The organism is Agrobacterium sp. 22-221-1, assembly GCF_053522445.1.
In genome coordinates this window covers 16,331-42,375 of record NZ_JBNWCL010000025.1, presented here as the reverse complement: position 1 = coordinate 42,375, position 26,045 = coordinate 16,331, and the positions used below count along the sequence as shown (strand labels likewise).

26 protein-coding genes and 1 tRNA gene are annotated in these 26,045 nt (G+C 60.2%); 11 read left to right on the top strand and 16 right to left on the bottom strand.

Features of this window, described 5'->3' with window-relative positions; translation table 11 throughout:
- Positions 1-504 precede the first annotated feature (504 nt).
- The 8 genes from ACQZ5N_RS24535 to ACQZ5N_RS24500 are packed head-to-tail and all read right to left on the bottom strand — an operon-like array spanning position 505 to position 6,601.
- A complete protein-coding gene (locus ACQZ5N_RS24535; RefSeq protein WP_448734390.1) occupies positions 505-1,722 on the bottom strand; it encodes a molybdopterin molybdotransferase MoeA in 1,218 nt (405 codons plus the stop codon).
- On the bottom strand, positions 1,723-2,214 hold the full coding sequence (moaC, locus tag ACQZ5N_RS24530) for a cyclic pyranopterin monophosphate synthase MoaC (RefSeq protein WP_269832053.1): 492 nt from the start codon (positions 2,212-2,214) through the stop codon (positions 1,723-1,725). It lies immediately after the preceding gene.
- A 7-nt stretch (positions 2,215-2,221) separates the two neighbouring features.
- On the bottom strand, positions 2,222-3,037 hold the full coding sequence (gene trpC / locus ACQZ5N_RS24525; RefSeq protein ID WP_448734389.1) for an indole-3-glycerol phosphate synthase TrpC: 816 nt from the start codon (positions 3,035-3,037) through the stop codon (positions 2,222-2,224).
- A 10-nt stretch (positions 3,038-3,047) separates the two neighbouring features.
- A complete protein-coding gene (gene trpD / locus ACQZ5N_RS24520; protein WP_020809137.1) occupies positions 3,048-4,067 on the bottom strand; it encodes an anthranilate phosphoribosyltransferase in 1,020 nt (339 codons plus the stop codon).
- A gap of 16 nt (positions 4,068-4,083) precedes the next feature.
- The gene (locus ACQZ5N_RS24515; protein ID WP_080707256.1) at positions 4,084-5,976 is read right to left on the bottom strand and encodes a peptidylprolyl isomerase; all 1,893 of its coding nucleotides are present in this window, start codon (positions 5,974-5,976) and stop codon (positions 4,084-4,086) included.
- Positions 5,977-5,989: 13 nt separating this feature from the next.
- Positions 5,990-6,214: a hypothetical protein gene (locus ACQZ5N_RS24510; RefSeq protein WP_162935799.1), complete on the bottom strand. Its 225-nt coding sequence runs from the start codon at positions 6,212-6,214 to the stop codon at positions 5,990-5,992.
- Between the two features lie 32 nt (positions 6,215-6,246).
- Positions 6,247-6,381 carry a hypothetical protein gene (locus tag ACQZ5N_RS24505; protein WP_003522748.1) on the bottom strand — a complete coding sequence of 45 codons (135 nt, stop codon included), beginning with the start codon at positions 6,379-6,381 and terminating at the stop codon, positions 6,247-6,249.
- Between the two features lie 40 nt (positions 6,382-6,421).
- Complete coding sequence (locus ACQZ5N_RS24500) at positions 6,422-6,601, bottom strand: hypothetical protein (protein WP_003522749.1); 180 nt, start codon at positions 6,599-6,601, stop codon at positions 6,422-6,424.
- A 436-nt stretch (positions 6,602-7,037) separates the two neighbouring features.
- Here ACQZ5N_RS24500 and coaD point away from each other — a divergent pair, with 436 nt between their 5' ends.
- From coaD to ACQZ5N_RS24470, 6 genes are all read left to right on the top strand, one after another.
- Positions 7,038-7,532 (top strand): pantetheine-phosphate adenylyltransferase, encoded by a 495-nt coding sequence (coaD, locus tag ACQZ5N_RS24495; RefSeq protein ID WP_448734388.1) that lies wholly within the window; start codon positions 7,038-7,040, stop codon positions 7,530-7,532.
- Positions 7,533-7,561: 29 nt separating this feature from the next.
- On the top strand, positions 7,562-8,131 hold the full coding sequence (locus tag ACQZ5N_RS24490) for a peptidylprolyl isomerase (protein ID WP_020810244.1): 570 nt from the start codon (positions 7,562-7,564) through the stop codon (positions 8,129-8,131).
- A gap of 37 nt (positions 8,132-8,168) precedes the next feature.
- Positions 8,169-8,678: a peptidylprolyl isomerase gene (locus ACQZ5N_RS24485; RefSeq protein WP_020810245.1), complete on the top strand. Its 510-nt coding sequence runs from the start codon at positions 8,169-8,171 to the stop codon at positions 8,676-8,678.
- 322 nt (positions 8,679-9,000) lie between these two features.
- Positions 9,001-10,083, top strand: a complete 1,083-nt coding sequence (gene queA, locus ACQZ5N_RS24480; RefSeq protein WP_448734387.1) for a tRNA preQ1(34) S-adenosylmethionine ribosyltransferase-isomerase QueA — start codon at positions 9,001-9,003, stop codon at positions 10,081-10,083.
- Complete coding sequence (tgt, locus tag ACQZ5N_RS24475) at positions 10,083-11,213, top strand: tRNA guanosine(34) transglycosylase Tgt (protein ID WP_448734386.1); 1,131 nt, start codon at positions 10,083-10,085, stop codon at positions 11,211-11,213. The genes queA and tgt overlap by 1 nt, the downstream gene beginning before the upstream one ends.
- Before the next feature lie 189 nt (positions 11,214-11,402).
- Positions 11,403-12,560 carry an aminodeoxychorismate synthase component I gene (locus tag ACQZ5N_RS24470; RefSeq protein ID WP_448734385.1) on the top strand — a complete coding sequence of 386 codons (1,158 nt, stop codon included), beginning with the start codon at positions 11,403-11,405 and terminating at the stop codon, positions 12,558-12,560.
- 205 nt (positions 12,561-12,765) lie between these two features.
- Here the strand turns inward: ACQZ5N_RS24470 and ACQZ5N_RS24465 are convergent, their stop codons facing one another.
- The 5 genes from ACQZ5N_RS24465 to ACQZ5N_RS24445 form a co-directional block, all read right to left on the bottom strand.
- Entirely contained in the window at positions 12,766-14,043 is a 1,278-nt protein-coding gene (locus ACQZ5N_RS24465) for a type III PLP-dependent enzyme (RefSeq protein ID WP_448734384.1), read from the bottom strand.
- Complete coding sequence (locus tag ACQZ5N_RS24460) at positions 14,027-15,559, bottom strand: AMP-binding protein (RefSeq protein WP_448734383.1); 1,533 nt, start codon at positions 15,557-15,559, stop codon at positions 14,027-14,029. The genes ACQZ5N_RS24465 and ACQZ5N_RS24460 overlap by 17 nt, the downstream gene beginning before the upstream one ends.
- On the bottom strand, positions 15,556-15,819 hold the full coding sequence (locus ACQZ5N_RS24455) for an acyl carrier protein (RefSeq protein WP_020810249.1): 264 nt from the start codon (positions 15,817-15,819) through the stop codon (positions 15,556-15,558). Before ACQZ5N_RS24455 ends, ACQZ5N_RS24460 begins: the two co-directional genes overlap by 4 nt.
- A gap of 105 nt (positions 15,820-15,924) precedes the next feature.
- Positions 15,925-16,665, bottom strand: a complete 741-nt coding sequence (locus ACQZ5N_RS24450) for a hypothetical protein (RefSeq protein ID WP_448734382.1) — start codon at positions 16,663-16,665, stop codon at positions 15,925-15,927.
- A gap of 287 nt (positions 16,666-16,952) precedes the next feature.
- Positions 16,953-18,080, bottom strand: a complete 1,128-nt coding sequence (locus ACQZ5N_RS24445) for an S-(hydroxymethyl)glutathione dehydrogenase/class III alcohol dehydrogenase (protein ID WP_003525152.1) — start codon at positions 18,078-18,080, stop codon at positions 16,953-16,955.
- A 428-nt stretch (positions 18,081-18,508) separates the two neighbouring features.
- Here ACQZ5N_RS24445 and ACQZ5N_RS24440 point away from each other — a divergent pair, with 428 nt between their 5' ends.
- The 3 genes from ACQZ5N_RS24440 to ACQZ5N_RS24430 are packed head-to-tail and all read left to right on the top strand — an operon-like array spanning position 18,509 to position 20,890.
- A complete protein-coding gene (locus ACQZ5N_RS24440; RefSeq protein WP_448734381.1) occupies positions 18,509-19,723 on the top strand; it encodes a TadE/TadG family type IV pilus assembly protein in 1,215 nt (404 codons plus the stop codon).
- A 1-nt stretch (position 19,724) separates the two neighbouring features.
- Positions 19,725-20,291 (top strand): TadE/TadG family type IV pilus assembly protein, encoded by a 567-nt coding sequence (locus ACQZ5N_RS24435; RefSeq protein WP_448734380.1) that lies wholly within the window; start codon positions 19,725-19,727, stop codon positions 20,289-20,291.
- Positions 20,288-20,890, top strand: a complete 603-nt coding sequence (locus tag ACQZ5N_RS24430) for a TadE/TadG family type IV pilus assembly protein (RefSeq protein WP_448734379.1) — start codon at positions 20,288-20,290, stop codon at positions 20,888-20,890. The genes ACQZ5N_RS24435 and ACQZ5N_RS24430 overlap by 4 nt, the downstream gene beginning before the upstream one ends.
- A 6-nt stretch (positions 20,891-20,896) precedes the next feature.
- On the opposite strand, the gene trmFO is transcribed toward ACQZ5N_RS24430, so the two are convergent.
- The 3 genes from trmFO to ACQZ5N_RS24415 all read right to left on the bottom strand — a co-directional run bounded on the left by trmFO (position 20,897) and on the right by ACQZ5N_RS24415 (position 23,558).
- Complete coding sequence (trmFO, locus tag ACQZ5N_RS24425) at positions 20,897-22,339, bottom strand: methylenetetrahydrofolate--tRNA-(uracil(54)-C(5))-methyltransferase (FADH(2)-oxidizing) TrmFO (protein ID WP_448734378.1); 1,443 nt, start codon at positions 22,337-22,339, stop codon at positions 20,897-20,899.
- A 447-nt stretch (positions 22,340-22,786) separates the two neighbouring features.
- Positions 22,787-22,930 (bottom strand): DUF1127 domain-containing protein, encoded by a 144-nt coding sequence (locus ACQZ5N_RS24420; protein WP_003495735.1) that lies wholly within the window; start codon positions 22,928-22,930, stop codon positions 22,787-22,789.
- 481 nt (positions 22,931-23,411) lie between these two features.
- Positions 23,412-23,558, bottom strand: a complete 147-nt coding sequence (locus ACQZ5N_RS24415; RefSeq protein WP_004433052.1) for a DUF1127 domain-containing protein — start codon at positions 23,556-23,558, stop codon at positions 23,412-23,414.
- Between the two features lie 660 nt (positions 23,559-24,218).
- Between ACQZ5N_RS24415 and ACQZ5N_RS24410 the strand changes: the two genes are divergently transcribed.
- Both ACQZ5N_RS24410 and tig read left to right on the top strand, forming a co-directional pair.
- Positions 24,219-24,301 (top strand) — tRNA-Leu (locus tag ACQZ5N_RS24410).
- 239 nt (positions 24,302-24,540) lie between these two features.
- Positions 24,541-26,019 carry a trigger factor gene (gene tig, locus ACQZ5N_RS24405; RefSeq protein WP_448734377.1) on the top strand — a complete coding sequence of 493 codons (1,479 nt, stop codon included), beginning with the start codon at positions 24,541-24,543 and terminating at the stop codon, positions 26,017-26,019.
- Positions 26,020-26,045 lie beyond the last annotated feature (26 nt).

Sequence of the window (26,045 nt, the reverse complement as noted above, 5' to 3'; positions counted from 1 at the left end):
AGAAACTCCAGTGAGTCTGCTTATCGACTATGATCATTATTATGAAGCTCGTTTTGGAAAGCTTAATTTATGGGAAACTAATTTTTGTGCCCGGAAACTTCATTTTCGTCACTTTTTATTTTATTTAATTGATAAATATAAGTAATTTTCATTTTGAAGAATTCCGGAAGTTTTTCCCTCTACTATTCGCCTTGGTGACAGCATCGCATTTATTCTGTCAATCCCAATAACGGGATTCGTGTGATTTATTTTGGCACAACAATATGGAGAAATAATCCCGCGGCGGAAAGGCATGGTGGTTTTTGAATTCGTGGAGATCCCGCCTATAGGCGGTTTTTTTTGTCATTCGTGTCGGGATACAGGAATGTTACAGTCTTATCTTCGGTTTCCGTGCCATGCGGCACGCGGCGGTGCCGTTTTGTGACGGCGCGGCAACCATTCGGTAAGGTTCAGAAGGAGGCGAGTTATGCTGCTGGCCGCAGGTCCGGCCGTATCGCCTGCGTGTCAGGATCTCAGCCTGATGACCGGGCATTCCGCGCCGGCCACCGCCGCCGGCGCATTTGGCGGGCGCACGATCAAGCCGTCGGAATGGGCCAATATCTTCATCATCGATGAATCCTGCTTCGCATGGGCTTCCGCCACCAGCAGGCCGTTTTCGTCCGTGCTGAAACGGGCGCGCAGATAATCCTGCCGGTGATCATTCGCTTTCAACGGCGTGGCGGTGCGGGCGATGGCCGCGCGTTGCAACGGCGCGCGGCCGGCGATGCTGCGGAGCAGCGGCTCGAGGAACAGCAGGCCGCAGACGAGGCTGGCAACCGGGTTTCCGGGCAGGCCCAGAACCTGCATGGCGCCGATGGACCCGACCATCAGCGGTTTCCCCGGACGCATGGCGATGCGCCAGAAATCGAGCTGCATGCCTTCCGCCTTCAAGGCGGCCTGCACGAGGTCGTGGTCGCCGACGGAGGCGCCGCCGAGCGTCACCAGCACATCGACCTTCGCCGCGACCGCTTTGCCGATGGCGGCGCGGATCAGCCTGTCATCATCGGCGATGATACCGAGATCGACAACCTCGGCACCCGCCTGCCGGGCGAGGGCGGCGACGCCGAAGGTGTTGGAGGCGATGATCTGGGCGGGCTGCGGCGCGCTTCCCGGCGGCAGCAGCTCATCGCCGGTGGCGAGGATGGCGATGCGCGGCCTGCGATAGACGGTGAGCGCGGCATGGTTCATCGCCGCCGCGAGCGTCAGGTCGGTGAAACCGAGTTCCCGCCCGGCCTTCAGGGCCGCTTCGCCTTCGGTAAAATCCTGTCCGCGCGGGCGGATATGTCGCCCGGCGGTGACGTCGAAGGCGGTGCGGATTTTTCCGCCCTCCAGCACTTCGGCATCTTCCTGAATGAGAATGGTATCCGCACCCTGCGGCACGGGCGCGCCGGTGAAGATGCGCACGGCCTGACCTTCACCCACCGTGCCGGTAAAGGCATGGCCGGCGGCGGCCTGACCGATGACGGTGAGGACCGAGCCGATCTCCGCCGCATCGGTGCTGCGCAGCGCATAACCGTCCATGGCCGAGGCATCGAAGGGGGGCTGGGTGAGGCGCGCGGTGAGATCGGCCGAGAGAACCCGGCCATCGCATTCGGCGAGCGGCAGGGTTTCGCTTTCGGTCACCGGAACCGCTGCTTCCAGAAGGCGTCTCATGGCCTCATCCACGGGCAGCAGCGGTTTCATTCACGTCTCCTGTCGCCGGAAATCGCCGGATTTTCCGCCGCTCTTTTCCAGAAGGCGAATATTGACGATTTCCATCGCCTTGTCGGCGGCCTTGGCCATGTCATAGATCGTCAGGCAGGCGATGGATACGGCGGTCAGCGCTTCCATCTCCACGCCGGTCTTGCCGGACAGTTTCACCAGCGCTTCGACCCGCAGGCCGGGCAGGGCGGCGTCTTCGGCAATGTCCACCGCCACCTTGGTCAGCATCAGCGGATGGCAGAGCGGGATGAGGTTTGCCGTCTGTTTGGCGGCCATGATGCCGGCGAGGCGCGCGGTGCCGATGACATCGCCCTTCTTGGCGTTGCCCTCGCGGATGAGCGCCAGCGTTTCCGGCTTCATCTTCACGAAGCCTTCGGCGACGGCGACACGGACAGTTTCGGTCTTGTCGCCGACATCGACCATATGCGCTTCGCCGCCGGCATCGATATGGGTGAGCTTTCCCGCCTCGCTCATCGGTGCATTATTCCGCGGCCAGAATGCCGGATTGGCCGGTCAGAAGGGCTTTGGTGGCCGCCGTCACATCGTCCTTGCGCATCAGGCTTTCGCCAACGAGGAAGGTGCCGATGCCGCTTTTTTCGAGACGCTTACAATCCTCGAAGGTGGAGATGCCGCTTTCGCCGACCAGCAGCTTTTCGGCCGGCACGAGGCCTGCGAGCTTCTCGCTGGTTTCGAGGCTGACTTCGAAGGTGCGCAGGTTGCGGTTGTTGATGCCGAGAAGCGGCGAGGAAAGCTTCAGCGCCCGTTCCGTTTCTTCCTCATCGTGCACTTCCACCAGCACATCCATGCCGAGCGCGAAAGCCTCGTCCTCAAGGCGTTTCGCCTCGTCGTCGGACAGCGAGGCCATGATGAGGAGAATGCAGTCCGCGCCCCAGGCGCGCGCCTCATGCACCTGATAGGTCTCGAACATGAAATCCTTGCGCAGCGCCGGAAGCGAGCAGGCATTGCGGGCGGCGGTCAGGAATTCCGGGGCGCCCTGAAAGCTTGGGCTATCCGTCAGCACCGAAAGACAGGCGGCGCCACCGGCTTCATAGGCGGCGGCCAGCGCCGGCGGATCGAAATCCGGACGGATGAGGCCCTTGGAGGGGCTGGCCTTCTTGATTTCGGCGATCAGGCCGAACTTGCCTTCGGCCTGCTTTGCCCGGAGCGCCCTGTAGAAACCGCGCGGCGCGCTCTGGTCGGCGGCCATGGCCTTCAGGTCGGCCAGCGAAACCTTCGCCTTGGCGGCGGCGATTTCCTCGCGCTTGTAAATCTCGATCTTTTTCAGAATGTCGCTCATGATCTCGCTCTCATTCCTGATCCTCGTTGGACACGGCAACCAGACGGTCGAGCGCGGCTGCGGCCTTGCCGCTGTCCAGCGCCTCGCTGACGATCGCCATCGCCTGAGACAGTGTTTCCGCCTTGCCGGCGATAACCAGCGCTGCGGCCGCGTTGCACAGCGACACGTCGCGATAGGCGTTGCGCTTGCCGGACAGGACCTCGCGCAGCGCCGCCGCATTGGCAATGCCGTCGCCGCCCTTCAAATCTTCCATGGAAGCGGGCTCGACCCCGAAATCCTTCGGCGTCAGGTCGAAGGTGCGGATCTTGCCATTTTCCAGTGCCGCGACATGGGTAACGCCCGTGGTCGTCACCTCGTCCATGCCGTCGCCATGCACGACCCAGATGCTTTCTGAACCCAGATCGCGCAGCACTTCGGCAAGCGGCACCAGCCAGCGCGGCGAAAAGACGCCGAGCAATTGCCGTTTGGCGCCGGCCGGGTTGGAGAGGGGGCCGAGCAGGTTGAAGATCGTGCGCGTGCCGAGTTCGACGCGGCTTGGGCCGACATGGCGCATGGCCGAATGGTGAAGCTGCGCGAACATGAAACCGAGACCCGCCTCGCTGATGCAGCGGGCGATGAGTTCCGGGCCGATATCGAGCTTCACGCCGAGCGCGGAGAGCGCATCCGCCGTGCCGGATTTGGAGCTCAGCGCCCGGTTGCCGTGCTTGGCGACCGGCAGGCCGGTGCCGGCGACGATGATCGAAGCGAGCGTCGAGATATTATAGGTGCCGATGCCGTCACCGCCGGTGCCGACGATATCGATGGCATTGGCGGGGGCCGAAACCGGCAGCATCCGGGCACGCATGGAGGAGACGGCGCCGACGATTTCATCCACCGTCTCGCCGCGCACGCGCAGCGCCATCAGGAAACCGCCGATCTGCGACGGCGTGGCTTCGCCCGACATCAGAATGTCGAAAGCCGCCCGCGATTCCTCGCGGTTCAGGCTTTCTCCATTTGCGACCTTGGCGATTAGCGGCTTCAGTTCGGCCATCTTGTCGCCCCCCGGGTTAGAAGCCGACCATCGCCTGATCGGCGAGGGCCTGATTGATGGTGACACCATAGTCATTCTGCAGGCGGTTGACCATCTGGTCCAGCATGTCGTCGCCGGCCGCGCGGGCAATGGCGGCGAACTGCTGGTCGTCATTGGCGAGCGCGTCGGCAGGCGCATTGGTGTCGACCGAGGTGACCTTGAAGAGGATACGGCTGGAACCGTCGGCATCGGCCGCCGTGCCCACCTTGCCCTCCGCGCCGGAGAAGACCGCCGCGATGGTCTGCTGGCCGAAAATGGCATCTTCGCTGTTGCGGCGCAGGCCGGACTTCTGTTCGACGGCAAGGCTCAGCTCACCGGCCACGGCTTCCAGCGTGTCGCCCTTTTCGACGCGCGCCTTCAGTTCCTCGGCCTTGGCGGCAAGCGCGTTGCGCTGCTGCTCCGCCGTCCAGTCGGCCACGACATCGTCGCGAACTTCGGCAAGTGTGCGGTCGCGGGCGGCGATGATCTGGTCGACATCGAACCAGATGTAGCCTTCACGGCCGAGATTGATCGGCAGCGCTTCCGTGCCGGGTTCGGTCTTGAAGACCTCCTGCGCGAGCTGCGGGGAGGGCAGGCCCTGAACCGCATCGCCCTTTTCATCGAGGCCGGAAGCGTCGATGGCGGCGATGGTGACGGGTTTCAGGTTCAGCTGCGTTGCGGCATCGGCGAGCGAAGAACCGCCGGCGCGCAGATCCTCGTAACGGTCGTGAACATTGGTGATTTCTTCCGCAGCGGCGGCGGTGGCGAGGTCCTTGCGGATATCTTCCTTCGCCTCTTCCAGCGTGCGGGTCGTTTCCGGCTTGATGCCGGTGACGCGCAGGAGAACCGGGCCGAAGGAACCCTGGACCACCGGCGATACGCCGCCATCCTTCTGGATGGCGAAAGCGGCGTCGGCAATCGACTGGTCGGGGATGGTATCCTTGGTGAATTCGCCGAGAGTGACGTCGGAAGCGGTCTTGCCCTGATCCTTCACCACCTGGTCATAGGTGGTGTTGCCGAGGCGGATCTGCTCGGCGGCGGCCTCCGCCATTTCCTTTTCAGGGAAGGTCAGTTGCTCCACCGTGCGACGGCCGGCGGTGCGGAAGCTGTCCTTGTGGCTGTTATAATAATCGGCGATCTGGGCGTCGGTGACGGCGGCCTGATCGGCGATATCGGACGGCTCAAGCTTCACATAGGTGAACTTGCGGAACTCGGGCGCGCGATATTTCGTCTTGTTGGTTTCGAACCAGGGGGCAAGCACGTCGTCGCCCGGCGCCTTGACCGGCGGAATGACGGCGTTCGAAAGAATGACGTAATCGACGGCGCGCTGCTCGTTGCGATATTGCTTCAGCGCATCCACCAGCACCTGCGGTGCGGCAAAACCGTCGGAAACGGCTTCGACGATCTGGCTGCGGACGGCGACCTTGCTGCGTTCCTTGATATAGTCATCCTCGCGGAAACCGGAATTGCGCAGGCGCTCGCTGAAGAGATTGCGGTCGAACTGGCCGTTCACCGCCTTGAAGGCCGGGTCTTCGGCAATGAGATTGGCGAGGCGGTTTTCCGAGAGGCCGAGATTCATTCTGGACGCGAGCTCATCAAGCGCTGCACCGGCGGCAAGCTGGCTGAAGACCTGACGGTCGATGCCGAAGGCCTTGGCCTGCTCGGTCGTCAGCCTTGTGCCGAACTGACGGCTGAGATCGGAAATCTGGCGCTGATAGGCGAGGCGGAATTCCTCGGGGCTGACCGTCTGGTCGCCCACCGTCATGACGGCGTGGGAATTGGCGGTGACAAGCGATGCGGAAACGCCCCAGATGCCAAAAGAGACAACAAGCAGGAGAAGCAGCAGCTTGGCTGCCATGGTTCGAGAAGCATTTCTCAGGGAATCGAGCATCGTTATGCAAACCTCACAGGAACGTCATCGCGGTCGCCGGCTGTCCGGCCCGCAACGTATCGGCGTTCCTTAAATCAATCCAAACGGAAATTGAAGGGAATTTGCCTTGGAAAAACGGGGTTTTGAAAACGCTTGTGTGATTGGAGGCGGGATTTTCCGCCATCGTCTTTGCCCCATCGCCCCCCGCGAGGCGCAAAATAAAACCGCCCGGAAGGTCCAGGCGGTTGAAAAGAATCACTTTTAAGCGGCCGTCTGCCCGGCCCGTCGCGCTCAGAAGGCGCGGTCGCGCCGGATCATCGCCTTGAATTCCTCGTCTTCACGCCGCATCTCGGCGACCACGGAGACCATCGATGTCACGAACATAACGCTGATCAGGGCAAGAAGCATTGTCAGAAATGTGAACATGATATCGTCTCCGGGAGTTTCGAGAAAATTCTCTCCGTTATCAGTAGTAATTCATATACTGATAACGGGCGGTCAGCTGCGGATAGTCCGGGCCCAGCTTTTCAGGCTTCTGTTCATAAAGGCTAAACGTCGTTGCTACCATTGCGATAACCAGTACTGTCCAGGCTGTGCTGATGACGCTGATTTTCGCCGAAGTAGACTGTTTTTCTCTTATAAACATCTGTCCGTTCCTTTGGTTCTTTCTTAACGCGCCATGTCTCGACATGTTCCGCGTCAACCGTAAAAATCGATTAGCATCGCGCCTGTGAAACTTCCTTGAATGGCTCGTTCATCTGGCGTTCAGGAAACTGGCTGATGTCGTCATTCGAGAAAAAGATACTCGGCAGCGAATGAAGCGATGATCGAAAGGACGATCATGAAGGCCAGCATTTTCAATTCTCCGGATGCTTAACGAGTGAGGGGCGTTTCGGTTTCCCGATGCCGTGCATTTAGACAAAATAGCTGTGAAACCGCACTGAACGGCCCATTCATCCGCGGTTCACGCCGCAGCCGCGCTTGTGAGGGGTGGTTATAAAGTCTTGCGCCGCGTGCCTCTCCATGACAAAAGGCGGCACATATGCTGAAGCGTCGAGACGCGCCCACCACCTGAGAGCGATATGACGATTGCCTTTTATCCAGGATCCTTCGATCCGATGACCAACGGACATCTGGATGTGCTTCTCCAGGCGCTGAACGTGGCGTCGAAAGTCATCGTTGCGGTCGGCATTCATCCCGGAAAAGCGCCGCTGTTCAGCTTCGAGGAGCGGGCAGGGCTGATAAAGCGGGCGCTTGCCGAACATCTGCCGGGCGAAGCGGCGCGCATGGAAGTCGTCTCTTTCGATAATCTGGTCGTCGATGCCGCCCGAGAGCACGGCGCGCGCCTTCTCCTGCGCGGCCTGCGCGACGGCACCGATCTCGATTATGAAATGCAGATGGCCGGGATGAACCGCCAGATGGCGCCCGATATCCAGACCGTATTCCTGCCCGCCGGCACCTCGTCGCGACCCATTACAGCCACATTGGTCCGGCAGATCGCCGCCATGGGCGGCAATGTCGACGCCTTCGTGCCGAAAGCCGTGCTTGAAGCCCTCAACGCCAAGCTGAAGCGCTGACTTCAGCCCCACATTCTGGAGCCAATCCGATGAAACTCGTTCGATTTGCCTTTGCCGGCGCCATGTTTGCAGGCGCGCTCGCCGCCAGCACCTTCGCTTCCGCCGCCGAACTCCTGACCGTGCAACTGAAGGACGGCCCCGTTGTCATCGAACTGATGCCGGATGTCGCGCCCAAGCACGTGGCGCAGATCGAGGCGCTGGCCAAGAAGGGCGCTTATGACAATGTGGCCTTCCACCGCGTCATCGACGGCTTCATGGCGCAGACCGGCGACGTTCAGTATGGCAACATGGAGAAGGGCTTCAGCGCCCAGCGCGCGGGTACGGGCGGTTCCGACCTGCCGGATATTCCGGCCGAATTCTCCAAGGTTCCGTTCACGCGCGGCGTGGTGGGCATGGCCCGCTCGCAGGATCCGAATTCCGCCAATTCGCAGTTCTTCATCATGTTTGCCGACGGCCCGTTCCTGAACGGCCAATATACCGTGGTCGGCAAGGTCGTGTCCGGCATGGAAGCCGTCGACAAGATCAAGCGCGGCGCCGGCGGCAACGGCGAAGTTTCCAACCCCGACCGGATGATCAAGGTCACCGTCGGCAAAAAGTAAGGTAAGGGCAATGGAGCCCGAACAGAGGAGAATAGTCATGGCCGAGATCAAGGATCCGGAAAACACCATCATCATGGAAACGACGACCGGCAAGGTCGTGATCCAGCTGCTGCCGGAAGTTGCTCCGGGCCACGTCGCCCGCATCAAGGAACTCGTATCGGAAGGCGCTTACGATGGCGTCGTTTTCCACCGCGTCATCGAAGACTTCATGGCCCAGACGGGCGACGTGAAGTTCGGCAAGAAGGGTGCGGAAAGCTTCAACCCGGCCCGCGCCGGCATGGGCGGCTCCGACAAGCCGGACCTGAAGGCCGAGTTCTCCGCCATTCCGCACGTGCGCGGCACCTGCTCCATGGCCCGTTCGCAGAACCCGAACTCCGCCAACTCGCAGTTCTTCATCTGCTTCACGGATTCTCCGTGGCTCAACAAGCAGTACACCGTCTGGGGCCAGGTCATCGAAGGCATGGAAGCCATCGACAAGGTCAAGCGCGGCGAGCCGGTGAAGGACCCGGATTCGATCGTTTCCATCAAGCTCGCTTCTGCGGCCTGATTTTCGGAAATTGCAGTTCGACCCGTCTCGCAGTCTATGCGAGGCGGGTTTTGACGTTTATTGACGGTACGTGATTTTAAGGATGGACGCGGCAGTTTTGACGCTTGCCATCCGTCGCGCCGTTCTCTTCTTCCCTCATTCCTGTGCTTGTCACAGGAATCCAGCCAGCCCAAGTCCCTGGGCTGAAAGGACTCCTCCCGCCGCGCAGACGCGCGCCGACTGGATTCATGTGACAAGCACAGGAATGAGGGGCGAGGGGTGCAGATGCGTCAGGCCGCAAAACACCGTGCCGTGTCAAATTGGATTTCTGGAAGACCCTTTCATGCGTGTAGACCTGTTCGATTTCGATCTGCCCGAGGAGAATATCGCCCTGCGCCCGGCGAACCCGCGCGACAGCGCGCGCCTGTTGGTTGTCGATCCGAATGAGAACCGCATGGAAGACCATCGCGTCTTCGATCTGCCGTCCTTCCTGAAGCCCGGCGATGCGCTTGTCTTTAACGACACCCGCGTCATTCCCGCCCAGCTCGAAGGTGTACGCCTGCGCGAAGGCGCGCCGGAGACGGCGGTTTCGGCCACGCTGCACATGCGCGCCGATCAATCCCGCTGGAAGGCTTTCGCGCGTCCCGGCAAGCGCATCAAGCAGGGCGACCGCATCCGTTTCGGTTATGAGCGCGACAATGCCTGCGGCCTTGCCCATCTGGAAGCCACCGTCGAGGAGAAGGGCGAGGAGGGCGAGATCACGCTGCTGTTCGACGTTTCCGGGCCGGTGCTGGACGAGGCGATTGCCTCCGTCGGCCATATTCCCCTGCCGCCCTATATCGCCGCCAAGCGGCCGGAAGATGCGCAGGACCAGACCGATTACCAGACCATCTACGCCCGCGAGAAGGGAGCCGTTGCCGCCCCCACCGCCGGGCTGCATTTCACGCCCGATCTGTTTGCCGCGCTGGACAAGGTGGGCATCGAGCGGCATTTCGTGACGCTTCACGTTGGGGCAGGCACTTTCCTTCCGGTGAAGTCCGACGATACCGACGATCACAAGATGCATTTCGAGATCGGCCATGTGTCGCGGGAAACCGCCGACCGGCTGAATGCCGTGAAGGCACGCGGCGGACGGATCGTTTGCGTCGGCACCACCTCGCTGCGCCTGATCGAAAGTGCGGCCGACGAAAATGGCGTTGTCCACCCGTGGTCCGACGCCACCGGCATCTTCATCACGCCGGGATACCGCTTCCGCGCGGTCGATATTCTGATGACGAATTTCCACCTGCCGAAATCGACGCTGTTCATGCTCGTTTCGGCTTTCTGCGGTCTCGAAACGATGCGTGACGCTTATAAGCACGCCATCGAAACCGGATACCGCTTCTATTCCTATGGCGATTCCAGCCTGTTGTTCCGGAAAAACTGATGCACGACAAATTCACTTTCACCCTGAAAGCCACGAGCGGCGGCGCACGCCTCGGCGAAGTCGCCATGCCGCGCGGTGTCATCCGCACGCCCGCCTTCATGCCGGTCGGCACGGTCGGCACCGTCAAGGCCATGTATCTCGATCAGGTGCGGGAGCTGGGGGCCGATATCATTCTCGGCAATACCTATCACCTGATGCTGCGGCCGGGTCCGGAGCGTGTTGCCCGCCTTGGCGGCCTGCATGAGCTGATCCGCTGGCCGCACCCGATCCTCACCGATAGCGGCGGTTTTCAGGTGATGTCGCTTTCCGGCCTGCGCAAGCTTGACGAGCAGGGTGTGACCTTCAAGAGCCATGTGGACGGTTCTCTGCACCATATGTCGCCGGAACGGTCCATCGAAATTCAGGGTATGCTCGATTCGGATATCCAGATGCAGCTCGATGAATGCATCGCGCTGCCGGCCGAGCGCAAGGAAATCGAGCGCGCCATGGAAATGTCGCTGCGCTGGGCCGAGCGCTGCCGCGTGGCCTTTGGCGAGCAACCCGGCAAGGCCATGTTCGGCATCGTGCAGGGCGGCGACCAGCCGGATCTGCGCGTCCGTTCCGCCGAAGGGCTGAAGCAGCTCGATCTGAAGGGCTATGCGGTCGGCGGCCTTGCCGTCGGCGAGCCGCAGGATGTGATGCTCGGCATGCTCGATATCACCCTGCCGGTGCTGCCCACCGAAAAGCCGCGTTACCTGATGGGCGTCGGCACGCCCGATGACATCCTGAAATCGGTGGCGCGCGGTATCGATATGTTCGACTGCGTGATGCCGACCCGTTCCGGCCGTCACGGGCTTGCCTTTACCCGTCGCGGCAAGGTCAATATCCGCAATGCCCGCCATGCTGAGGATATGCGCCCGCTTGACGAGCAGTCCAACTGCCCGGCCTCGCGCGATTATTCCCGCGCCTATCTGCACCATCTCACCCGCGCCAATGAGGCGCTGGGCGGCATGCTGCTCTCCTGGCACAATCTTGCCTATTATCAGGAGCTGATGCAGGGTATCCGCAAGTCTATCGAGGAAGGCCGTTTCGCCGATTTTTATGCGGAAACCATCGAAATGTGGGCGCGGGGCGATATAGACCCGGTTTAGGTTGCAGAGCTTCCCCCACACTCGACGTCATCCTCGGGCTTGTCCCGAGGATCTACCAATGTAGCAGAAATCAACGAGCGGCAGATCCTCGGGACATCCTCGGACTTGATCCGGGGACCGAGGATGACGGAGGAGAGGTTTCTATCCGCCGCTTTGAACACCCTAAACCTTCCTTCTACGGATTTTTCCTTGGCACACGCGCCTTACGTTCTTTTCCGGGATGATACGACCGGCACGGTGACAGCCTTCACCGAGCCGGAAGACATCATCGTCGCGGATGAACCGGCGTCGTTTTTTGCTGCGCTCAAGCGCATGGAAGAGCTGCGCCGGGCCGGGAAATACCTCGCCGGCTATATGTCCTACGAGGCGGGCTTCCTGTTCGAGCCGAAGCTTGCGCCTTTCGCGGACGAGCCTCGCAACGTGCCGTTTCTCAATTTCGGCGTCTTTTCCGGTCCGCAGCCGGATGAGGGACGGTTTGCGCGGCCGGCAAATCTGCCGGATGCGGATGCGTTTCTGTCCGATCCCGTGCCCGCATGGACCATTCAAGACTATTGCCAGCGTTTCGAGCGTCTGCACGACCATCTGCGTCGCGGCGACTGTTACCAGGGCAATCTGACCATGCCCGTTCATGCCCGCTGGAGCGGCGATCCGCTGACGGCCTTCTGGTCGCTGATCGAACGGCAGCCGGTGAAATATGGCGCGCTGGTCGATCTCGGCGGGCCGGTCATCCTCTCGCGCTCACCGGAACTGTTCTTCTCGGTTGACGGGGAAGGTTTCATCGAAACTCATCCGATGAAGGGAACGACACCGCGCGGAGCCGATGCGGAAGAAGACCGGGCGATTATCGCCGCAATGCTGGCGGACGAAAAGACGCTCGCCGAAAACCGCATGATCGTCGATCTGCTGCGCAACGATATTTCCCGCATCACCGAAGTCGGCAGCCTTGATGTGCCGCGGCTGTTCGATATCGAGACCTATCCGACCGTGCACCAGATGGTCAGCCATGTGCGGGCGAAACTTCTGCCTGACATGGCGGTGGAAGATATCTTCGCCGCCCTGTTTCCCTGCGGCTCCGTTACCGGCGCACCGAAAATGTGGGCGATGAAAATCCTGCGCGAGCTGGAAGCGACTCCGCGCGACGCCTATTGCGGCGCAATCGGCTTCATGTCTCCAAGTGGTGATATGCGCTTCTCCGTGGCGATCCGCACGCTCAGCCTGTTTGACGACGGCCGCGCCGTCTTCAATGTCGGCGGCGGTATCGTGTTCGATTCCGTTGCCGAGGCGGAGTATGACGAGTGTCTGCTGAAATCGAAATTCGCGGTGGGGGACAGGTTGCTTCGGGGTTAGTCGCCTCCCTCATTCCTGTGCTTGTCACAGGAATCCAGCCAGCCCAAGTCCTTGGGCTGAAAAGACTCCTCCCGCCGCACAGACGCGCGTCGACTGGATTCCTGTGACAAGCACAGGAATGAGGGAGGTTGGAGGAAGCTCCGGGGTAAGCAGCCAAATGTGTGCCCTTAGGAAAGCCGGCTACGGTTTTCGCTACCAAACGTCCTCAGCGCCCGATCACCTCAAACACACCATTCTCCACCAGCACCTCTTTCGCCGCCGCATGGCTCAGAAAACCCGCAGGGCTGGCGCTGGCGCCATAGGCGCCCGATTGCAGGATGGCGAGGAGATCGCCGGCCTTGAGCTTCGGCAGCGCCGCATTGCGGGCAAGCGTATCGAGCGGCGTGCAGAGCGGGCCGACGATGGTTGCCGTCTCTTCATGCTTCGCCAGCATCATGGCCGGTGCGACAATGGGATAGTTGCGCTTGACGATCTGGCCGAGATTGCCGGAGGCGGCGAGGTGGTGGTGCATGCCGCCATCCATCACCACGAAGGTGGTGCCGCGCGAGGTCTTTACCGAATTCACCTCCGCCACATAGACGCCGCCGGGACCGGCGAGGAAACGGCCGGGTTCGACGATGACATGGGCGTCGGTTATCAGCGGATGCGCCTTCAGGAGCGCCTTGAGGTCGGGAATGGCGGTGCTGACTTTTTCAAGATCGAGCGGCGTTTCGCCTGCGAAATAGGGAATGCCGAGACCGCCGCCGAGATCGATGGTTTCGAGCGGCTTACCGAGCATCTCGGCCATGCGCGCGGCAAGGGAAATGCCGTGTCTCCATTGGGAGACAAGCGTGTCGGCATCGAGAATCTGCGTGCCGCCGTAAATATGGACGCCGACGAGATCGATATATCGGGCGTCCTTGAAGAGCGGCAGGACATTTTCCAGCTCTTCCTCATCGAAACCGAAGGCGGTGGCCTTGCCGCCCATGCGCATCGCGCCGGCCTGTGCATCCGGCACCGGATTGATGCGGATCGAAGCTTTGACCGGCTTGCCGACTGCCTCGATGCGGGTGATTTCCTCGGCGCTTTCGATGTGGATTTCGCCGATGCCGCCCTCGATCACTTCGCGCAGCTCGGCCATTCCTTTGCCGGGGCCGGCAAAGATGATGTTTTGCGCTGCGACACCGGCCTTGATGGCGGCGCGGTATTCGCCGACGGAAGCGATTTCCGCACCCGCACCTTCCTGCCGGAAAAGCGAGACGATGGCGGGCAGGGGATTGGCCTTCACCGAATAATAGATATCGGCAAAACCGCCGAGCGCGGTTTCGAGATCGCGATAGGCGCGGCGCATGGCGGCGGCGTCATAGAGGAAGCAAGGCGTTCCGGTCCCGGCGACAATATCGCGCACGGGAAGTCCACCGATCATCAGATCGTTCTCGCTTATGTCGAATAACGCGGCTGCAAAAGCCGGGCGGTGGCTCTGGGGTTTATCCGTTGGCGTCATTGTCCGTCCGTTCGCGCACCAGCGCGCGGTAATCCACCTTGCCATTGGCCGTGACCGGCAGTCGTTCCACCAGTTCGATGGCGCGCGGGATCATGAAGGGGGCGAGCATTTCGGCTGCTTTCTTCAGAGCCGCCGTCACATCGATATTCTGGTTGGCGGCAGTCGCCACGGCATGGACCTTTTCGCCCGCAAAGGGGTCGGGCAGGCCGATGACGGCGACCTGCTGGAAAAGGCCTGTCGACATCAGGCTTTCCTCAACCTCGGTCGGGCTGATGCGATAGCCCGACGATTTGATCATTGCATCGTTGCGGGCGACGAAGCTGAAGAAACCATCCTCGTCCTCCACCGCCAGATCGCCGGAATAACACACGGTCTCGCCGCCCATCGCCGCCGGAATGAAGGGGTGAGGGCGCAACACCTTTGCCGTATCCTCCGGCCGGTTCCAGTAACCCAGCGAGACGGTCGGGCCGCGATGCACGAGAATGCCGGGTTCACCCGGCTTCGCCTTTTGTCCCTCGGCGGTGACGATGAAAATTTCGCATTCGGGAATGGCCTTGCCGATGGAGGTCGGGCGGCGGTCGATTTCTTCAGGCGGCAGGAAGGTGGAGCGGAAGGCTTCCGTGAGGCCATACATCAGGTAGATTTTCGTATCCGGCAGCTTCTCGCGCAGCGCTTTTACGGTTTCCTGCGGCACGCGCCCGCCGGAATTGGTGATGTAACGCAGATGCGGCAGAGGCGTCTTTGTGAGCGACGGGGCCGCCTTCGTCAGGATCGCCCAGATCGTCGGCACGCCGGCGAGACCCGTGATGGCATGGTCGCGCAGATCGCGGACGATCTCGTCGCCCAGCCGGAAGGTGGAGATGATCGTGGCCGCGCCCTGTTCCACCGCTGTCAGCAGCTGGTTCAGGCCATAATCGAAGCTGAAGGGCAGGAGGGACAAAATGCGGTCGCTGCCGGTAATTGCCAGATAGGTGCGCACGATGCGCGCGCCGGCGAGAAGATTGCGGTGCGACAGCATCACGCCCTTGGGCGATCCGGTGGAGCCGGAGGTATAAAGAATGGCGGCCAGGTCTTCGCCGATTGCCGCTGAAGGCCGGGCGGGTGTGTCGGCGCGGGCCTCTATCTCTTCCGCCAGCAGCACCGTGACCTCGGGAAGGTCTTCCAGTGCCGCTTTCAGCTCTTCCATCATTGCGGCGTCGCTGATGACGATTTTTGCGCCGCAATCCCTGACGATATGGCGGATCTGCTGCGCCTTCAGCAATGCGTTCACGGGCACGAAGACGCCGGACGCCATGCTCACGCCAAAGATCGACCAGCATTCCTCAATGCCGCGCGGCAGATAGATGACGACGCGGTCTCCGCGTTGCGCTCCGGCTTCCTGCAATGCCGCCGCGCAATGGGCCGCCGCTGCGGAAAATTCGCGATAATTCAGCGATCGGTCCTTGTGGACGAGGGCCTGATCGTCGCTCGCCGCGCGGGCGGTAAGCAGGTGGTGCAGCAGGAAATGGGGTGTCATCTCCTCCGTTCCCTGAGGACGAAGGCGATGAGATCGGCCGGCGTGCCGAGATTTTCAGGCGTGAAATGTTCGTCATCGAGAATGATGCCGAAACCCTCGCCGAGGAAGATCATCAGTTCCAGAAAGCCGAGCGAATCGATCACGCCTCCTTCGAGAAGCAGCGTATCGGCGGAAAAGGGGGCATAGGCGGGAAAACGGTTGGAGAGGTAGGAATAGATGGTATCAGCAACGTCGATTTCACTCTTTTTCGCTGCAAGCATGCTCGTTCTCCGATTTCCCGCGTGTTTCCCAATGACCTGCCCGGAACGGCGTTTTTTCTTTAAAGGCCAAGATTCCGTCAAGTCGCGCACGACTCACTAAAATACCTACGGTGGCAATAACACCAACTCTGAGTATGCTTCGTTAATAAATCGTGGGTTCCATGCGCCTTTTACTTGTATCGGTGCAGATTTATGTGCGGCAAGCCCGCCGACCTTTCGCTCTGCGCCCATCGCCGCCATGGTCAGCGCAAGCCGGCCATGGCCAAGAAGGTGGCGGGCAATTGCGGATATGTGCCTTTGCGCGACCTGCCGGTCTTCGCAATGGATGAGGCGCGCGGATGGCAGTCTTTTGGTCGCGGTTTTCAGGAAGACCAGCGGGTAATGGCGGTTCTCCGCCTCCATAACCGCCACGATGCAGCCGAGACGGGCGTGGTCTTCCAGCATGTCGCGCATTTCGGCGGAGAGTATTTCCGGTTTTATCTCGCCTGGCGGGCGCAGCCGTGCGCTTGCCGGGCGAAGTGCCGTGAAGGGCAGCGGATAAAAAAGCGTGCAATCGGTCACCGTCGCAAAGCCCAGCCTCTCATTCAGCTTGCAGGCTTCGGGAGAGGGGGTGAGATCGGTAAAGATTTCGTCCTCATTGGAGGAGGCCATCTGCAACATGCGCGGGGCGAACCAGCGGCAGGAAGGCTCCACATACCAGCTGGACAGGTTGACGACGATCCTGCCGGTTTCCGGCAGGCGGCTTTTGATCGTCAGCAGCACACCTGCGGCATCGTCGCCCTTCATCAGCAATTGCCCGATAGCGCCGAGTTCGCACCGCTCGTGATGTTCGCTGACGAGCGACAACCCGCGCGACCAGAAGGCCTCGCTTTTTTCCGGGAAGCCTTTCGCCAGAAGAGCGACGGCGGCGACGCGGTTTCCGTTGTCGATCGGTACGATTTTCAGGGTCGCTCTCCGCAGGTCTGGCGTCGTTCTGGGCGGGGAGGGATTTTCAACTCCACCGCGTAGTATCGGCTTACGACGATAGATTTACCGTCCCGTTAATCGCAATGGCTGCAGCGGGTTGGAGGCGATCACATTTGCATGAATGGCGGGCGGGCGCGGTTTCGCGCGCCCGCCTGCGTCTTGTCCAATCAATAAACCACGACGCCGCGAATGCTTTCGCCCTTATGCATCAGGTCGAAGCCCTTGTTGATGTCTTCGAGCGGCATGGTGTGGGTGATCATCGGGTCGATCTGGATCTTGCCTTCCATGTACCAGTCGACGATCTTCGGCACATCCGTGCGGCCGCGTGCGCCGCCAAAGGCGGTGCCCATCCAGTTGCGGCCGGTGACGAGCTGGAACGGACGCGTGGAGATTTCCTGGCCGGCACCGGCAACGCCGATGATGACCGACTTGCCCCAGCCGCGATGCGAAGCTTCCAGCGCCTGGCGCATGACCTTCGTGTTGCCGGTGCAATCGAATGTGTAATCCGCGCCGCCGATCAGGTCGCCATTGCGCTTCGTCATGTTGACGAGATAGGGCACGATGTCGTCGCCGACTTCCTTCGGGTTGACGAAGTGGGTCATGCCGAACTTCTCGCCCCAGGCCTTGCGGTCGGGGTTGATATCCACGCCGATGATCATGTCCGCGCCGGCAAGGCGCAGGCCCTGCAGCACGTTGAGGCCGATGCCGCCGAGACCGAAGACGATCGCCGTTGAGCCAATCTCGACCTTGGCGGTGTTGATGACGGCGCCGATGCCTGTTGTCACGCCGCAGCCGATGTAGCAGACCTTGTCGAAAGGTGCGTCGGGATTGATCTTGGCAAGCGCAATCTCGGGCAGAACCGTATAGTTCGAGAAGGTCGAGCAGCCCATATAATGATGGATCTTGTCCTTGCCGATGGAGAAGCGCGAGGTGCCGTCCGGCATCACGCCCTGGCCCTGTGTGGCGCGGATGGAGGTGCACAGATTGGTCTTGCGCGAGGTGCAGGAATAGCATTCGCGGCATTCCGGCGTGTAGAGCGGAATGACATGGTCGCCCTTCTTGACCGAGGTGACGCCCGGTCCGACATCGACGACGACGCCCGCGCCCTCATGGCCGAGAATGGCCGGGAACAGGCCCTCCGGATCGGCGCCCGACAGGGTGAAATCGTCTGTATGGCAGATGCCGGTCGCCTTGACCTCAACCAGCACTTCGCCGGCGCGCGGGCCTTCGAGTTGAACGGTCATGACCTCAAGCGGCTTTCCGGCCTGAATGGCAACTGCGGCGCGAACGTCCATATCTTATCTCCTGGCATTGTCTTGTGATTGAACAGGGCTGTTTTGCCCGAGCTTGGCTGGAGGGACAAGGGGCGAACCCAAGTTTGTGTTTTCGGAAGAAACCGTGAATGCAAACCCCACACTGCCGTCACGCGGTCATACGATTTTATTGGCTGGCTCTAATTTACTAATAAATAAACTAAGCATATGAATTTGCTTCATATTTTTAGGTTCCGATTGAGCTTTGATTTACGGTTTGCGTGTTAATTGACCCCTGTATTTCAGTGGTCAGGCGAAGTTGCTCGAAAAGCAGCGCCGCCGGCGACCAACGAGCAATTTTTGAGCGACCGGCGTGAGCCGGACATTTTTTAGCGTCGCAGAAAGCCAGGCCTGTCGCTTTTCACAGCGCGCCTTTCCCATGGCGATGAGCGACATGAGACGGTGTTTTGATGACGAGCAGGCGGATAAAAAAAGCGGCATGGAAATGGAGCCTGTTTTCATCGCTCCTCAGGGACCGTGCGGGTACCTTCGCCATCATGACCGCGCTGCTGCTGCCGGTCTTTATCATTTTGCTGGGGCTGCTTTTTGAGGGTGGCAGGGCGCTGGCCTATTACAACCAGTCAAAGCGGGTCATGGCGATGGCGTGCGAAAGAGCCACCAAGCCGACTCGCACCTTCACATTGTCCGATGAAGTGCGGCGCGCCAATGTGGCCGGGGCCTTCGATGCGATGATTCAATCCACCAAGCAGAAGGTCCTCTCGCGAGACGTGCAAGTGAAATGGACTGAGACAAAAATCAATGCCGAGTTCAGTTACGGGCTGATTTTCTCGGAGATGTTCAATCTCGAGAAGCTGAAATATCGCCTTGATGAGTCCTGCGAAGGTATCCCGCCCTATCCCGAGGACGATGCGGTTATCATTGACAATATGTTCGAGAGCAACGCTCTCGGCGTCGAGCGGGTTCTGAAAAACGGCGTCACCAAGGAAACCCCCGGCGGTTGCTGGGGTGTCTATCCCTATTCGGAAATCGGATGGGATGGTGGGACCGGCCCCGGCGTCGAGTTGCAGGACTGGAGCAGCCCCTGCTGCCGCCGCAACCACAATTGGGAGGGTTATCCGGCGGGAATGCAGAGCAAGAAACTCAACGAGGCCCCTACCGCCAACGACAAAGCCTGCACTTTGAAGGAGGTCGATAAGGCAAAGACCACCGACAAGATCGAAATCGACAAGAAGGCAGGCGCGGAGCTCTCATTGCCAACCCGTTATGTCATGGAGCTCGATAGTGACTGGGGCCCGCCTAAGCCCGGCAAGAAAAAAAATATCGAAGCCAATAGCTCGATTTACAAGAATGTCGAGCTTCATCCCGGAATATATAAGATCATGGTTTGGTATAATGGGCGCCGGGCCGCCGAGGACGTGGAAAAAACAAACGGAATCAAGATCTCGCTCCAACAGCTCCTTCCTGACCTGCAACCCCAGCAGAGGGTGTGGGAGTTGACCCAGGATAAGAAAAGTATTGCCTGGACGCCGAGGGAGTACATTTTAAGGGTCAAGGCCTACTCGATCTATCGGGTGACGATTGAGGCAACCGGCCTGAGCGACAGCTTCGGTGGCATCATCACCGGTTTCCAGCTCATCTACGTGGATCGAATGGAAGAGGGCTGAGATGAAATCTCTCCTTTTTTCGCGCCAGGATCAGAGCCGCGGCGTCGGGCTGAGATACCGGTTCGCGCATCGCTTATGCTCCCGGCTGCTCGGCGACCGAAAGGCAGCAACGGCGGTTGAGACGGCTCTGCTGTTGCCGCTGTTTTTTGCGCTGATTTTCGGGACGCTCGAAATCGGCCTGCTGATGCTCTACTACCTCTATCTCTCGTTCGCATCGAATGCGGGTATCGAGTATCTCCGCAAGGCGGCGGCGGACGGTAAACCGGCGACCGAGATTGCGTTGCGCAAGGCAATTTCCTCTCGCTTTATTGGCGGGACGGATGAGACCACTCTCAAGATTGCTCTTTTACCGATCCCCGACGACGATATTGCCGAAGCCAAAGTGCCCATACCGATCGTGAACGATTTTCGCCCGCCCGCCGATACCGCCGGGCAGTACATTCTGGCCATCGGTTACAACTGGAATTTTTTGATGCCAACGACGCGTTTCCTTGTGCCGGACACGGGCGGCATTCATCAGTTGCGCAATATTTCCCTGGCGATCACTGCCGTGCGGGTGACGGAATGAAAAAGACGACATGGGTGTTGCGTCTTGCTGGTTTCGGCCGTTGCCGTTCTGGCGCTGCGGCGTTGGAAATGGGGCTTTTGGCGCCGCTGCTTGTCCTTATGCTTGCAGCGATCATTGAGGTCGGGCGGGGTTGGCTCAGCTATGACCGGTTCATGACGATAGTCGACGATTCAGCGCGCTGGGCGGCAAGATTCCCCGAATTCGAGGAACGGGTGCGCACGGGGGTTCCGAGTTTCGTCGTCCTTTCCGGCAGCGGCATTCTCCAGACGGGCAAACTCGACCTGACGCTGAGAAGCGTCAAACTGGTGGATAAGGTCGCCCGGCTGCAATTTCCCGCCCACAATTTTCTGGGATCTGCCGAAGATGTGCCTTGGGAGAAAACCGTGATTGCCAACGGTTTCGTCGCTCAGGAAGCTATCATCGTCGTCTCTGGGCGGTACAGCTATCGGCCTCTGATCGCTGCCGTGGCCGATATCTCGCTCAAATTCGAATATGTCGCGGCCGTCAACCCGTTCTTTTCCCAGCGATATCCCTACCAGAGCGGCAAATCGGATTTCGCAAAGTGGAACCTCAAGCGCTCGCCGTTCAAACCGAACTGAGCGGCCTCAAGGCGCTTCTGTCTCGGCATGCGTTTCACCAAGCCACGCCGCACAATCCCGCAACGCCCGCGCTGCAATGAGCTGGCGTTTCATGATCGTCTTGTCCTTGCCGCGAAAACGCTTCACGCCTTCCGGCTTGACGATGGAACCCGGCGCCAGTTCCGGGAAGAGGCCGAAATTGATGTTCATCGGCTGGAAGGAGCGTTTGCCCGGCTCATCATCGGAAGAGAGGTGGCCGCCGGTGATGTGGTTGAGGAGCGAGCCGAGCGCGGTGGTGGCCGGCGGCAGGCTCGGGGCTTCGCCCTTCTGTTCGGCAGCGGCGAAGCGGCCGGCGAGGAGGCCGACGGAGGCGCTTTCCACATAACCTTCGCAGCCGGTGATCTGGCCGGCGAAACGCAGGTCCGGCCGCGATTTCAGTTTCAGCGAGCGGTCGAGCAGGATCGGGGAATCGATATAGGTATTGCGGTGCAGGCCGCCGAGGCGCGCGAATTCCGCATTTTCGAGGCCGGGTATCATGCGGAATACATCCGCCTGCACACCGTATTTCAGCTTGGTCTGGAAACCGACCATGTTGTAGAGCGTGCCGAGCGCATTGTCCTGTCGTAGCTGCACGACGGCATAGGCCTTGACGGTGGGGTTATGGGCGTTGGTCAGTCCCATCGGCTTCATCGGGCCATGGCGCAGCGTTTCGCGGCCGCGCTCGGCCATGATCTCGATAGGCAGGCAGCCGTCGAAATAGGGCGTGCCTTCCCATTCCTTGAAACCGACCGTGTCACCGGCAATCAGCGCGTCGATGAAGGCGTTATACTGCTCTTCGTTCAGGGGGCAGTTGATGTAATCCTTGCCGGTGCCGCCGGGGCCGACCTTGTCGTAACGCGACTGGTACCAGCAGATATCCATATTGATGCTGTCGCGGTGGACGATGGGGGCGATGGCGTCGAAGAAGGCGAGCGCATCCTCACCCGTCTCTGCCTGAATGGCGGCTGCGAGATCCGGCGAGGTGAGCGGGCCGGTGGCGATGATCGAGTTGCCCCATTCCTTCGGCGGCAAGCCGTTCACCTCTTCGCGGATAATTGTCACCAGAGGGTGACTTTCCAGTTCTTTCGTCACAGCCTCGGAGAACCCGTCACGGTCAACGGCGAGCGCGCCGCCGGCCGGCACCTGGTGCCTGTCGGCGCAGGCCATGATGAGAGAACCGGCAAGCCGCATTTCGGCGTGGATGACGCCAACCGCATTGGCGGTCGCATCGTCGGAGCGGAAGGAGTTGGAACAGACCAGTTCCGCCAGCGTATCGCCCTTATGCGCATCCGTGCCGCGCACGCCGCGCATTTCATGCAGGATGACGGGCACACCGCTTTGCGCGATCTGCCACGCGGCTTCCGAACCGGCCAGTCCGCCGCCCACGACGTGAATGGGAGAGTTGGTCTTGTCTTGCATGCTGGCGTCCATGGGCGGCCGCGGGCAAGGGCTCCCGTCCGGCGCTGTCTTTCGAGTGATTGTTCCGCGCGGGTCCCGAAGGACGCGGCATTGTTTGCGGATGCACTAGCATGCATGGCCGGGGCAGCCAAATGTTTTTGAGGGTGGGGGATGTGAGGGAGGGGATGTGGAGCGGGCGGGTGCCGCTTGTTTCTTCTCCCCGCCGGGGAGAAGGTCGCGGCAGCGGGATGAGGGGGCGAGCGTGCGGTCAATCGCTGGCGTTGCCCCCTCATCCGACCCTTCGGGCCACCTTCTCCCCGGCGGGGAGAAGAAATATGCCGCGATGCCGGGCGCCTTTCCAAAGGCCGGTTCCTCCAGCCAAACCCCAGAATCAAAAACGGCGCCAGAGGCGCCGCTTTTTTTACCTGTCGCTCAATCGTCGCGCCCTGGAGGTCGGGCAGCGGGACGATCGTTTACGCCTTAGCGGAACGAACGGGCTGCTACGTTACGGATGTCGTAACGGGTCAGGCCGATGTCGCTCAGAGCCTGGTTGGAAAGGCTGCCAAGTTCGTTGATCGTGCGGCGGTAGGAGATCCAGTTCTTTGCGATGCGGATGGGGTTCATGGTCGTTTCCTCAATCTATCTCTGTTGATTTCGTCTGCCGGCTCAGCGTTTCTCTGTGCTCTCGGCTGTTGAGGTTTATATATAGACATTGAGCCATGTTGTGCAGTGCAGAATTTAGGCTACTGCCATGCATTTGTGCAGTATGTCGGCTAAATTTGCGGCTTTGAATATCATCTGAGCAAAATATGAGCGGAAATGCCTGTGTTTCAGGCGGTTTTGACGGGTTTGGCAGCCTTTCGCGGCGCTAAAGGGGTTTTGCGGCGTGAAAAAGGGGTGTCGGGAGGGGCTCGGACGCTATCCGGGCGCTGCGCAAATGGTCGGCCATCGATGCATTTTTCATCTGCCGACGCTGCTGGCGGCTGTCGCAGTGCCGCTTCGACCCGGGGAACCGCCCAAAACGAAAAAAGGCCGGAGGCGGGAGCCTCAGGCCTTTTTGGGTGGGTCGTCTCGCATCCGCCGCAAGAAGCGGTGGGGCGTATAATCAGAAGCCGACGGCGGTCTTGGCGACGCGGCGGATGTCCTGACGGCCAATGCCGAGGTCACTCAGTTCGCGGTCGGTCATGCGGCCGAGTTCGGTTACGGTCTGACGATACTTGCGCCAGTTGGTGAGCGAGCGTGCAATGTTCATTTTCATCTTCCTCTTCGTGCTGTTCAGTCTCTGCGGCCAGTCTTGGGAGGCTTTGGTCCGGGGCTGAACTCGATCTCTGTATGACCATGAATATAATCGGTTTAATCAAAACAAAAACAGACAAAGCAAGATGTCACCTATGCACGTATTGCAATGCAAGCCGGTAAAACAGGCCGATTGCGGCGATTCATGCATAATTTGTGACCAATTTGTGTGCTTTTGGTGATCGTCTGGGGTTCGGCTGTGCGAAGGCGTGAGGGATGACCGGATAAGGGGCGGGGCGGGGTGCGGAGGCCCCTCAATTGCTGGTCTGGAGCAGCGGCCGGCAATCCGGTAACTGGGCTGCGGGGCGCGCTATATATAATGTCAATGTAGCCGCATAAATATTGCCTGTTTCTCCGCCTGCCTGCATGCGATGCGCCGGGCGAGGTGGTGCGGGAAGGCGATGAGAGGCGGATGCGGTGCGGCGCCGTTTTCCGCGCCAAATCGCCTCTGTCCGGCTGTTGCGTCCTGTTCCCCGGCGCGGGTGGCGAATAAGCGGAGAGGGTGGCCGGCTCCTGCCACCGGCGCGGGGGATGAGAAAAGTCCGGAGGAAACGAAAGGCGGCGATAAGGCGTGCTTGACCCTTTCTGAACATTGTGACATACCGCCGCCCAACGTGCGGGTATGGCGGAATTGGTAGACGCATTGGTTTTAGGTACCAACGCTTCGGCGTGGGAGTTCGAGTCTCTCTACCCGCACCACAAGCAAGGCATGGCTGCGCCACGCTTGCGCCAGAGTGCATCTTTATAAGATGCGGGGAGCTTCGGGGTTCATTTCTCCCCTTTGGTCTTTTCTCCGGTGCAGGCTAAATGGTGTCCGGCAGGCGCTTGTGTAAAGAAATAAGGGAAGCCACGGCCGGGGAACGATGTTTCCGGCGCAGTGCTCGAAAGTAAACCAACGGCTGTCTGAGCACCGCCGCCATGATGTGAAGGTTAGGAAAATGCAGGTTATCGAAACGCTCGCTGAAGGGCTGAAGCGCGAACTCAAGGTCGTTATTCCGGCCGCCGACATGAAGGCCCGTCTGGACGAGCGCCTGGTTGACGCCAAGGACAAGGTTCGCATCAACGGTTTCCGTCCCGGCAAGGTGCCGATGGGCCACCTGAAGAAGATGTACGGCAAGTCCATCATGGCTGACCTCGTCAACGAGCTGGTTCGTGAAAAGCCGACCGAAATCCTCTCCAGCCGCGGCGAAAAGTCTGCGACGCAGCCGGCCATCTCCATGACCGAAGACGAGCAGGAAGCCGAAAAGATCCTGTCGGCCGAATCCGATTTCGAATTCACCGTTGCCTACGAAATCATTCCGGCCATCGAACTGAAGGCCAATGACGGCATCAAGGTTACCCGCGAAGTCGTTGAAGTCTCCGAAGACGAAATCAACGAGCAGATCCTCAAGATCGCCGAAAGCGCCCGCACCTACGAGACCAAGAAGGGCAAGGCCGCCGATGGCGACCGCGTCACCATGAACTATCTCGGCAAGGTTGACGGCGTTGCCTTCGACGGCGGCGCTGCCGAAGATGCCGAACTGGTTCTCGGTTCGGGCCGCTTCATTCCCGGCTTCGAAGACCAGCTGGTTGGCGTCAAGGCTGGCGATGAAAAGACCATCACCGTGACCTTCCCGGCCGATTACCCGGCTGCGAACCTCGCTGGCAAGGACGCCAACTTCGACATCACCGTCAAGGAAGTCGCTGCCGCCGCTGCTGTTGAAATCAACGACGAACTGGCCACCAAGCTCGGTCTCGAATCGGCTGAAAAGCTGAAGGAAATCGTCAAGGGTCAGATCGAAAGCCAGTACGGCAACATCACCCGCCAGAAGGTCAAGCGTCAGATCCTCGACCAGCTGGACGAGATGTACAAGTTCGACACGCCGGCTGGCCTCGTCGACGCCGAGTTCGACAATATCTGGCGCCAGATCAACACCGATCTCGCACAGTCGGGCAAGACCTTCGCTGACGAAGACACGACCGAAGAAGAAGCCCGCGAAGAATATCGCAAGCTGGCTGAACGCCGCGTCCGTCTCGGCCTCGTTCTCTCCGAAATCGGCGAAAAGGCCGGCGTAGAAGTGACCGAAGAAGAAATGCAGCGCGCGCTGTTCCAGCAGCTGCAGCAGTTCCCGGGCCAGCAGAAGGAAATCCTCGATTTCTTCCGCAACACCCCCGGCGCTTCCGCTTCGCTGCGCGCTCCGATCTTCGAAGAAAAGGTCATCGACAAGCTGCTTTCCGAAATCTCGGTAACGGACAAGACCGTTTCCAAGGAAGAGCTTCTGGCTGACGACGGCGAAGAAGCAACGGAAACCAAGAAGAAGGCCCCGGCCAAGAAAAAGGCTGCTGCCAAGGCTGACGACGCCGCTGAAGGCGAAGAAGCCGCTCCGAAGAAGAAGGCTCCGGCCAAGAAGAAGGCCACTGAAGGCGACGCCGAATAATCTTCTTCAGTGCAAGCTGATTGAAC

Excerpts from the sequence above, each read along its gene's own strand:
- queA (WP_448734387.1), top strand. The coding sequence starts at position 9,001 with ATGCGTGTAGACCTGTTCGATTTCGATCTGCCCGAGGAGAATATCGCC.
- ACQZ5N_RS24430 (WP_448734379.1), top strand. The coding sequence starts at position 20,288 with ATGAAAAAGACGACATGGGTGTTGCGTCTTGCTGGTTTCGGCCGTTGC.
- trmFO (WP_448734378.1), bottom strand. The coding sequence starts at position 22,339 with ATGGACGCCAGCATGCAAGACAAGACCAACTCTCCCATTCACGTCGTG.
- ACQZ5N_RS24485 (WP_020810245.1), top strand. The coding sequence starts at position 8,169 with ATGGCCGAGATCAAGGATCCGGAAAACACCATCATCATGGAAACGACG.
- tgt (WP_448734386.1), top strand. The coding sequence starts at position 10,083 with ATGCACGACAAATTCACTTTCACCCTGAAAGCCACGAGCGGCGGCGCA.
- trpD (WP_020809137.1), bottom strand. The coding sequence starts at position 4,067 with ATGGCCGAACTGAAGCCGCTAATCGCCAAGGTCGCAAATGGAGAAAGC.
- ACQZ5N_RS24535 (WP_448734390.1), bottom strand. The coding sequence starts at position 1,722 with ATGAAACCGCTGCTGCCCGTGGATGAGGCCATGAGACGCCTTCTGGAA.
- moaC (WP_269832053.1), bottom strand. The coding sequence starts at position 2,214 with ATGAGCGAGGCGGGAAAGCTCACCCATATCGATGCCGGCGGCGAAGCG.
- trpC (WP_448734389.1), bottom strand. The coding sequence starts at position 3,037 with ATGAGCGACATTCTGAAAAAGATCGAGATTTACAAGCGCGAGGAAATC.
- ACQZ5N_RS24505 (WP_003522748.1), bottom strand. The coding sequence starts at position 6,381 with ATGTTCACATTTCTGACAATGCTTCTTGCCCTGATCAGCGTTATGTTC.
- ACQZ5N_RS24500 (WP_003522749.1), bottom strand. The coding sequence starts at position 6,601 with ATGTTTATAAGAGAAAAACAGTCTACTTCGGCGAAAATCAGCGTCATC.
- ACQZ5N_RS24460 (WP_448734383.1), bottom strand. The coding sequence starts at position 15,559 with ATGACACCCCATTTCCTGCTGCACCACCTGCTTACCGCCCGCGCGGCG.
- ACQZ5N_RS24415 (WP_004433052.1), bottom strand. The coding sequence starts at position 23,558 with ATGAACATTGCACGCTCGCTCACCAACTGGCGCAAGTATCGTCAGACC.
- ACQZ5N_RS24465 (WP_448734384.1), bottom strand. The coding sequence starts at position 14,043 with ATGACGCCAACGGATAAACCCCAGAGCCACCGCCCGGCTTTTGCAGCC.
- ACQZ5N_RS24440 (WP_448734381.1), top strand. The coding sequence starts at position 18,509 with ATGACGAGCAGGCGGATAAAAAAAGCGGCATGGAAATGGAGCCTGTTT.
- ACQZ5N_RS24515 (WP_080707256.1), bottom strand. The coding sequence starts at position 5,976 with ATGCTCGATTCCCTGAGAAATGCTTCTCGAACCATGGCAGCCAAGCTG.
- ACQZ5N_RS24435 (WP_448734380.1), top strand. The coding sequence starts at position 19,725 with ATGAAATCTCTCCTTTTTTCGCGCCAGGATCAGAGCCGCGGCGTCGGG.
- ACQZ5N_RS24420 (WP_003495735.1), bottom strand. The coding sequence starts at position 22,930 with ATGAACCCCATCCGCATCGCAAAGAACTGGATCTCCTACCGCCGCACG.
- ACQZ5N_RS24490 (WP_020810244.1), top strand. The coding sequence starts at position 7,562 with ATGAAACTCGTTCGATTTGCCTTTGCCGGCGCCATGTTTGCAGGCGCG.
- coaD (WP_448734388.1), top strand. The coding sequence starts at position 7,038 with ATGACGATTGCCTTTTATCCAGGATCCTTCGATCCGATGACCAACGGA.
- ACQZ5N_RS24445 (WP_003525152.1), bottom strand. The coding sequence starts at position 18,080 with ATGGACGTTCGCGCCGCAGTTGCCATTCAGGCCGGAAAGCCGCTTGAG.
- tig (WP_448734377.1), top strand. The coding sequence starts at position 24,541 with ATGCAGGTTATCGAAACGCTCGCTGAAGGGCTGAAGCGCGAACTCAAG.
- ACQZ5N_RS24455 (WP_020810249.1), bottom strand. The coding sequence starts at position 15,819 with ATGCTTGCAGCGAAAAAGAGTGAAATCGACGTTGCTGATACCATCTAT.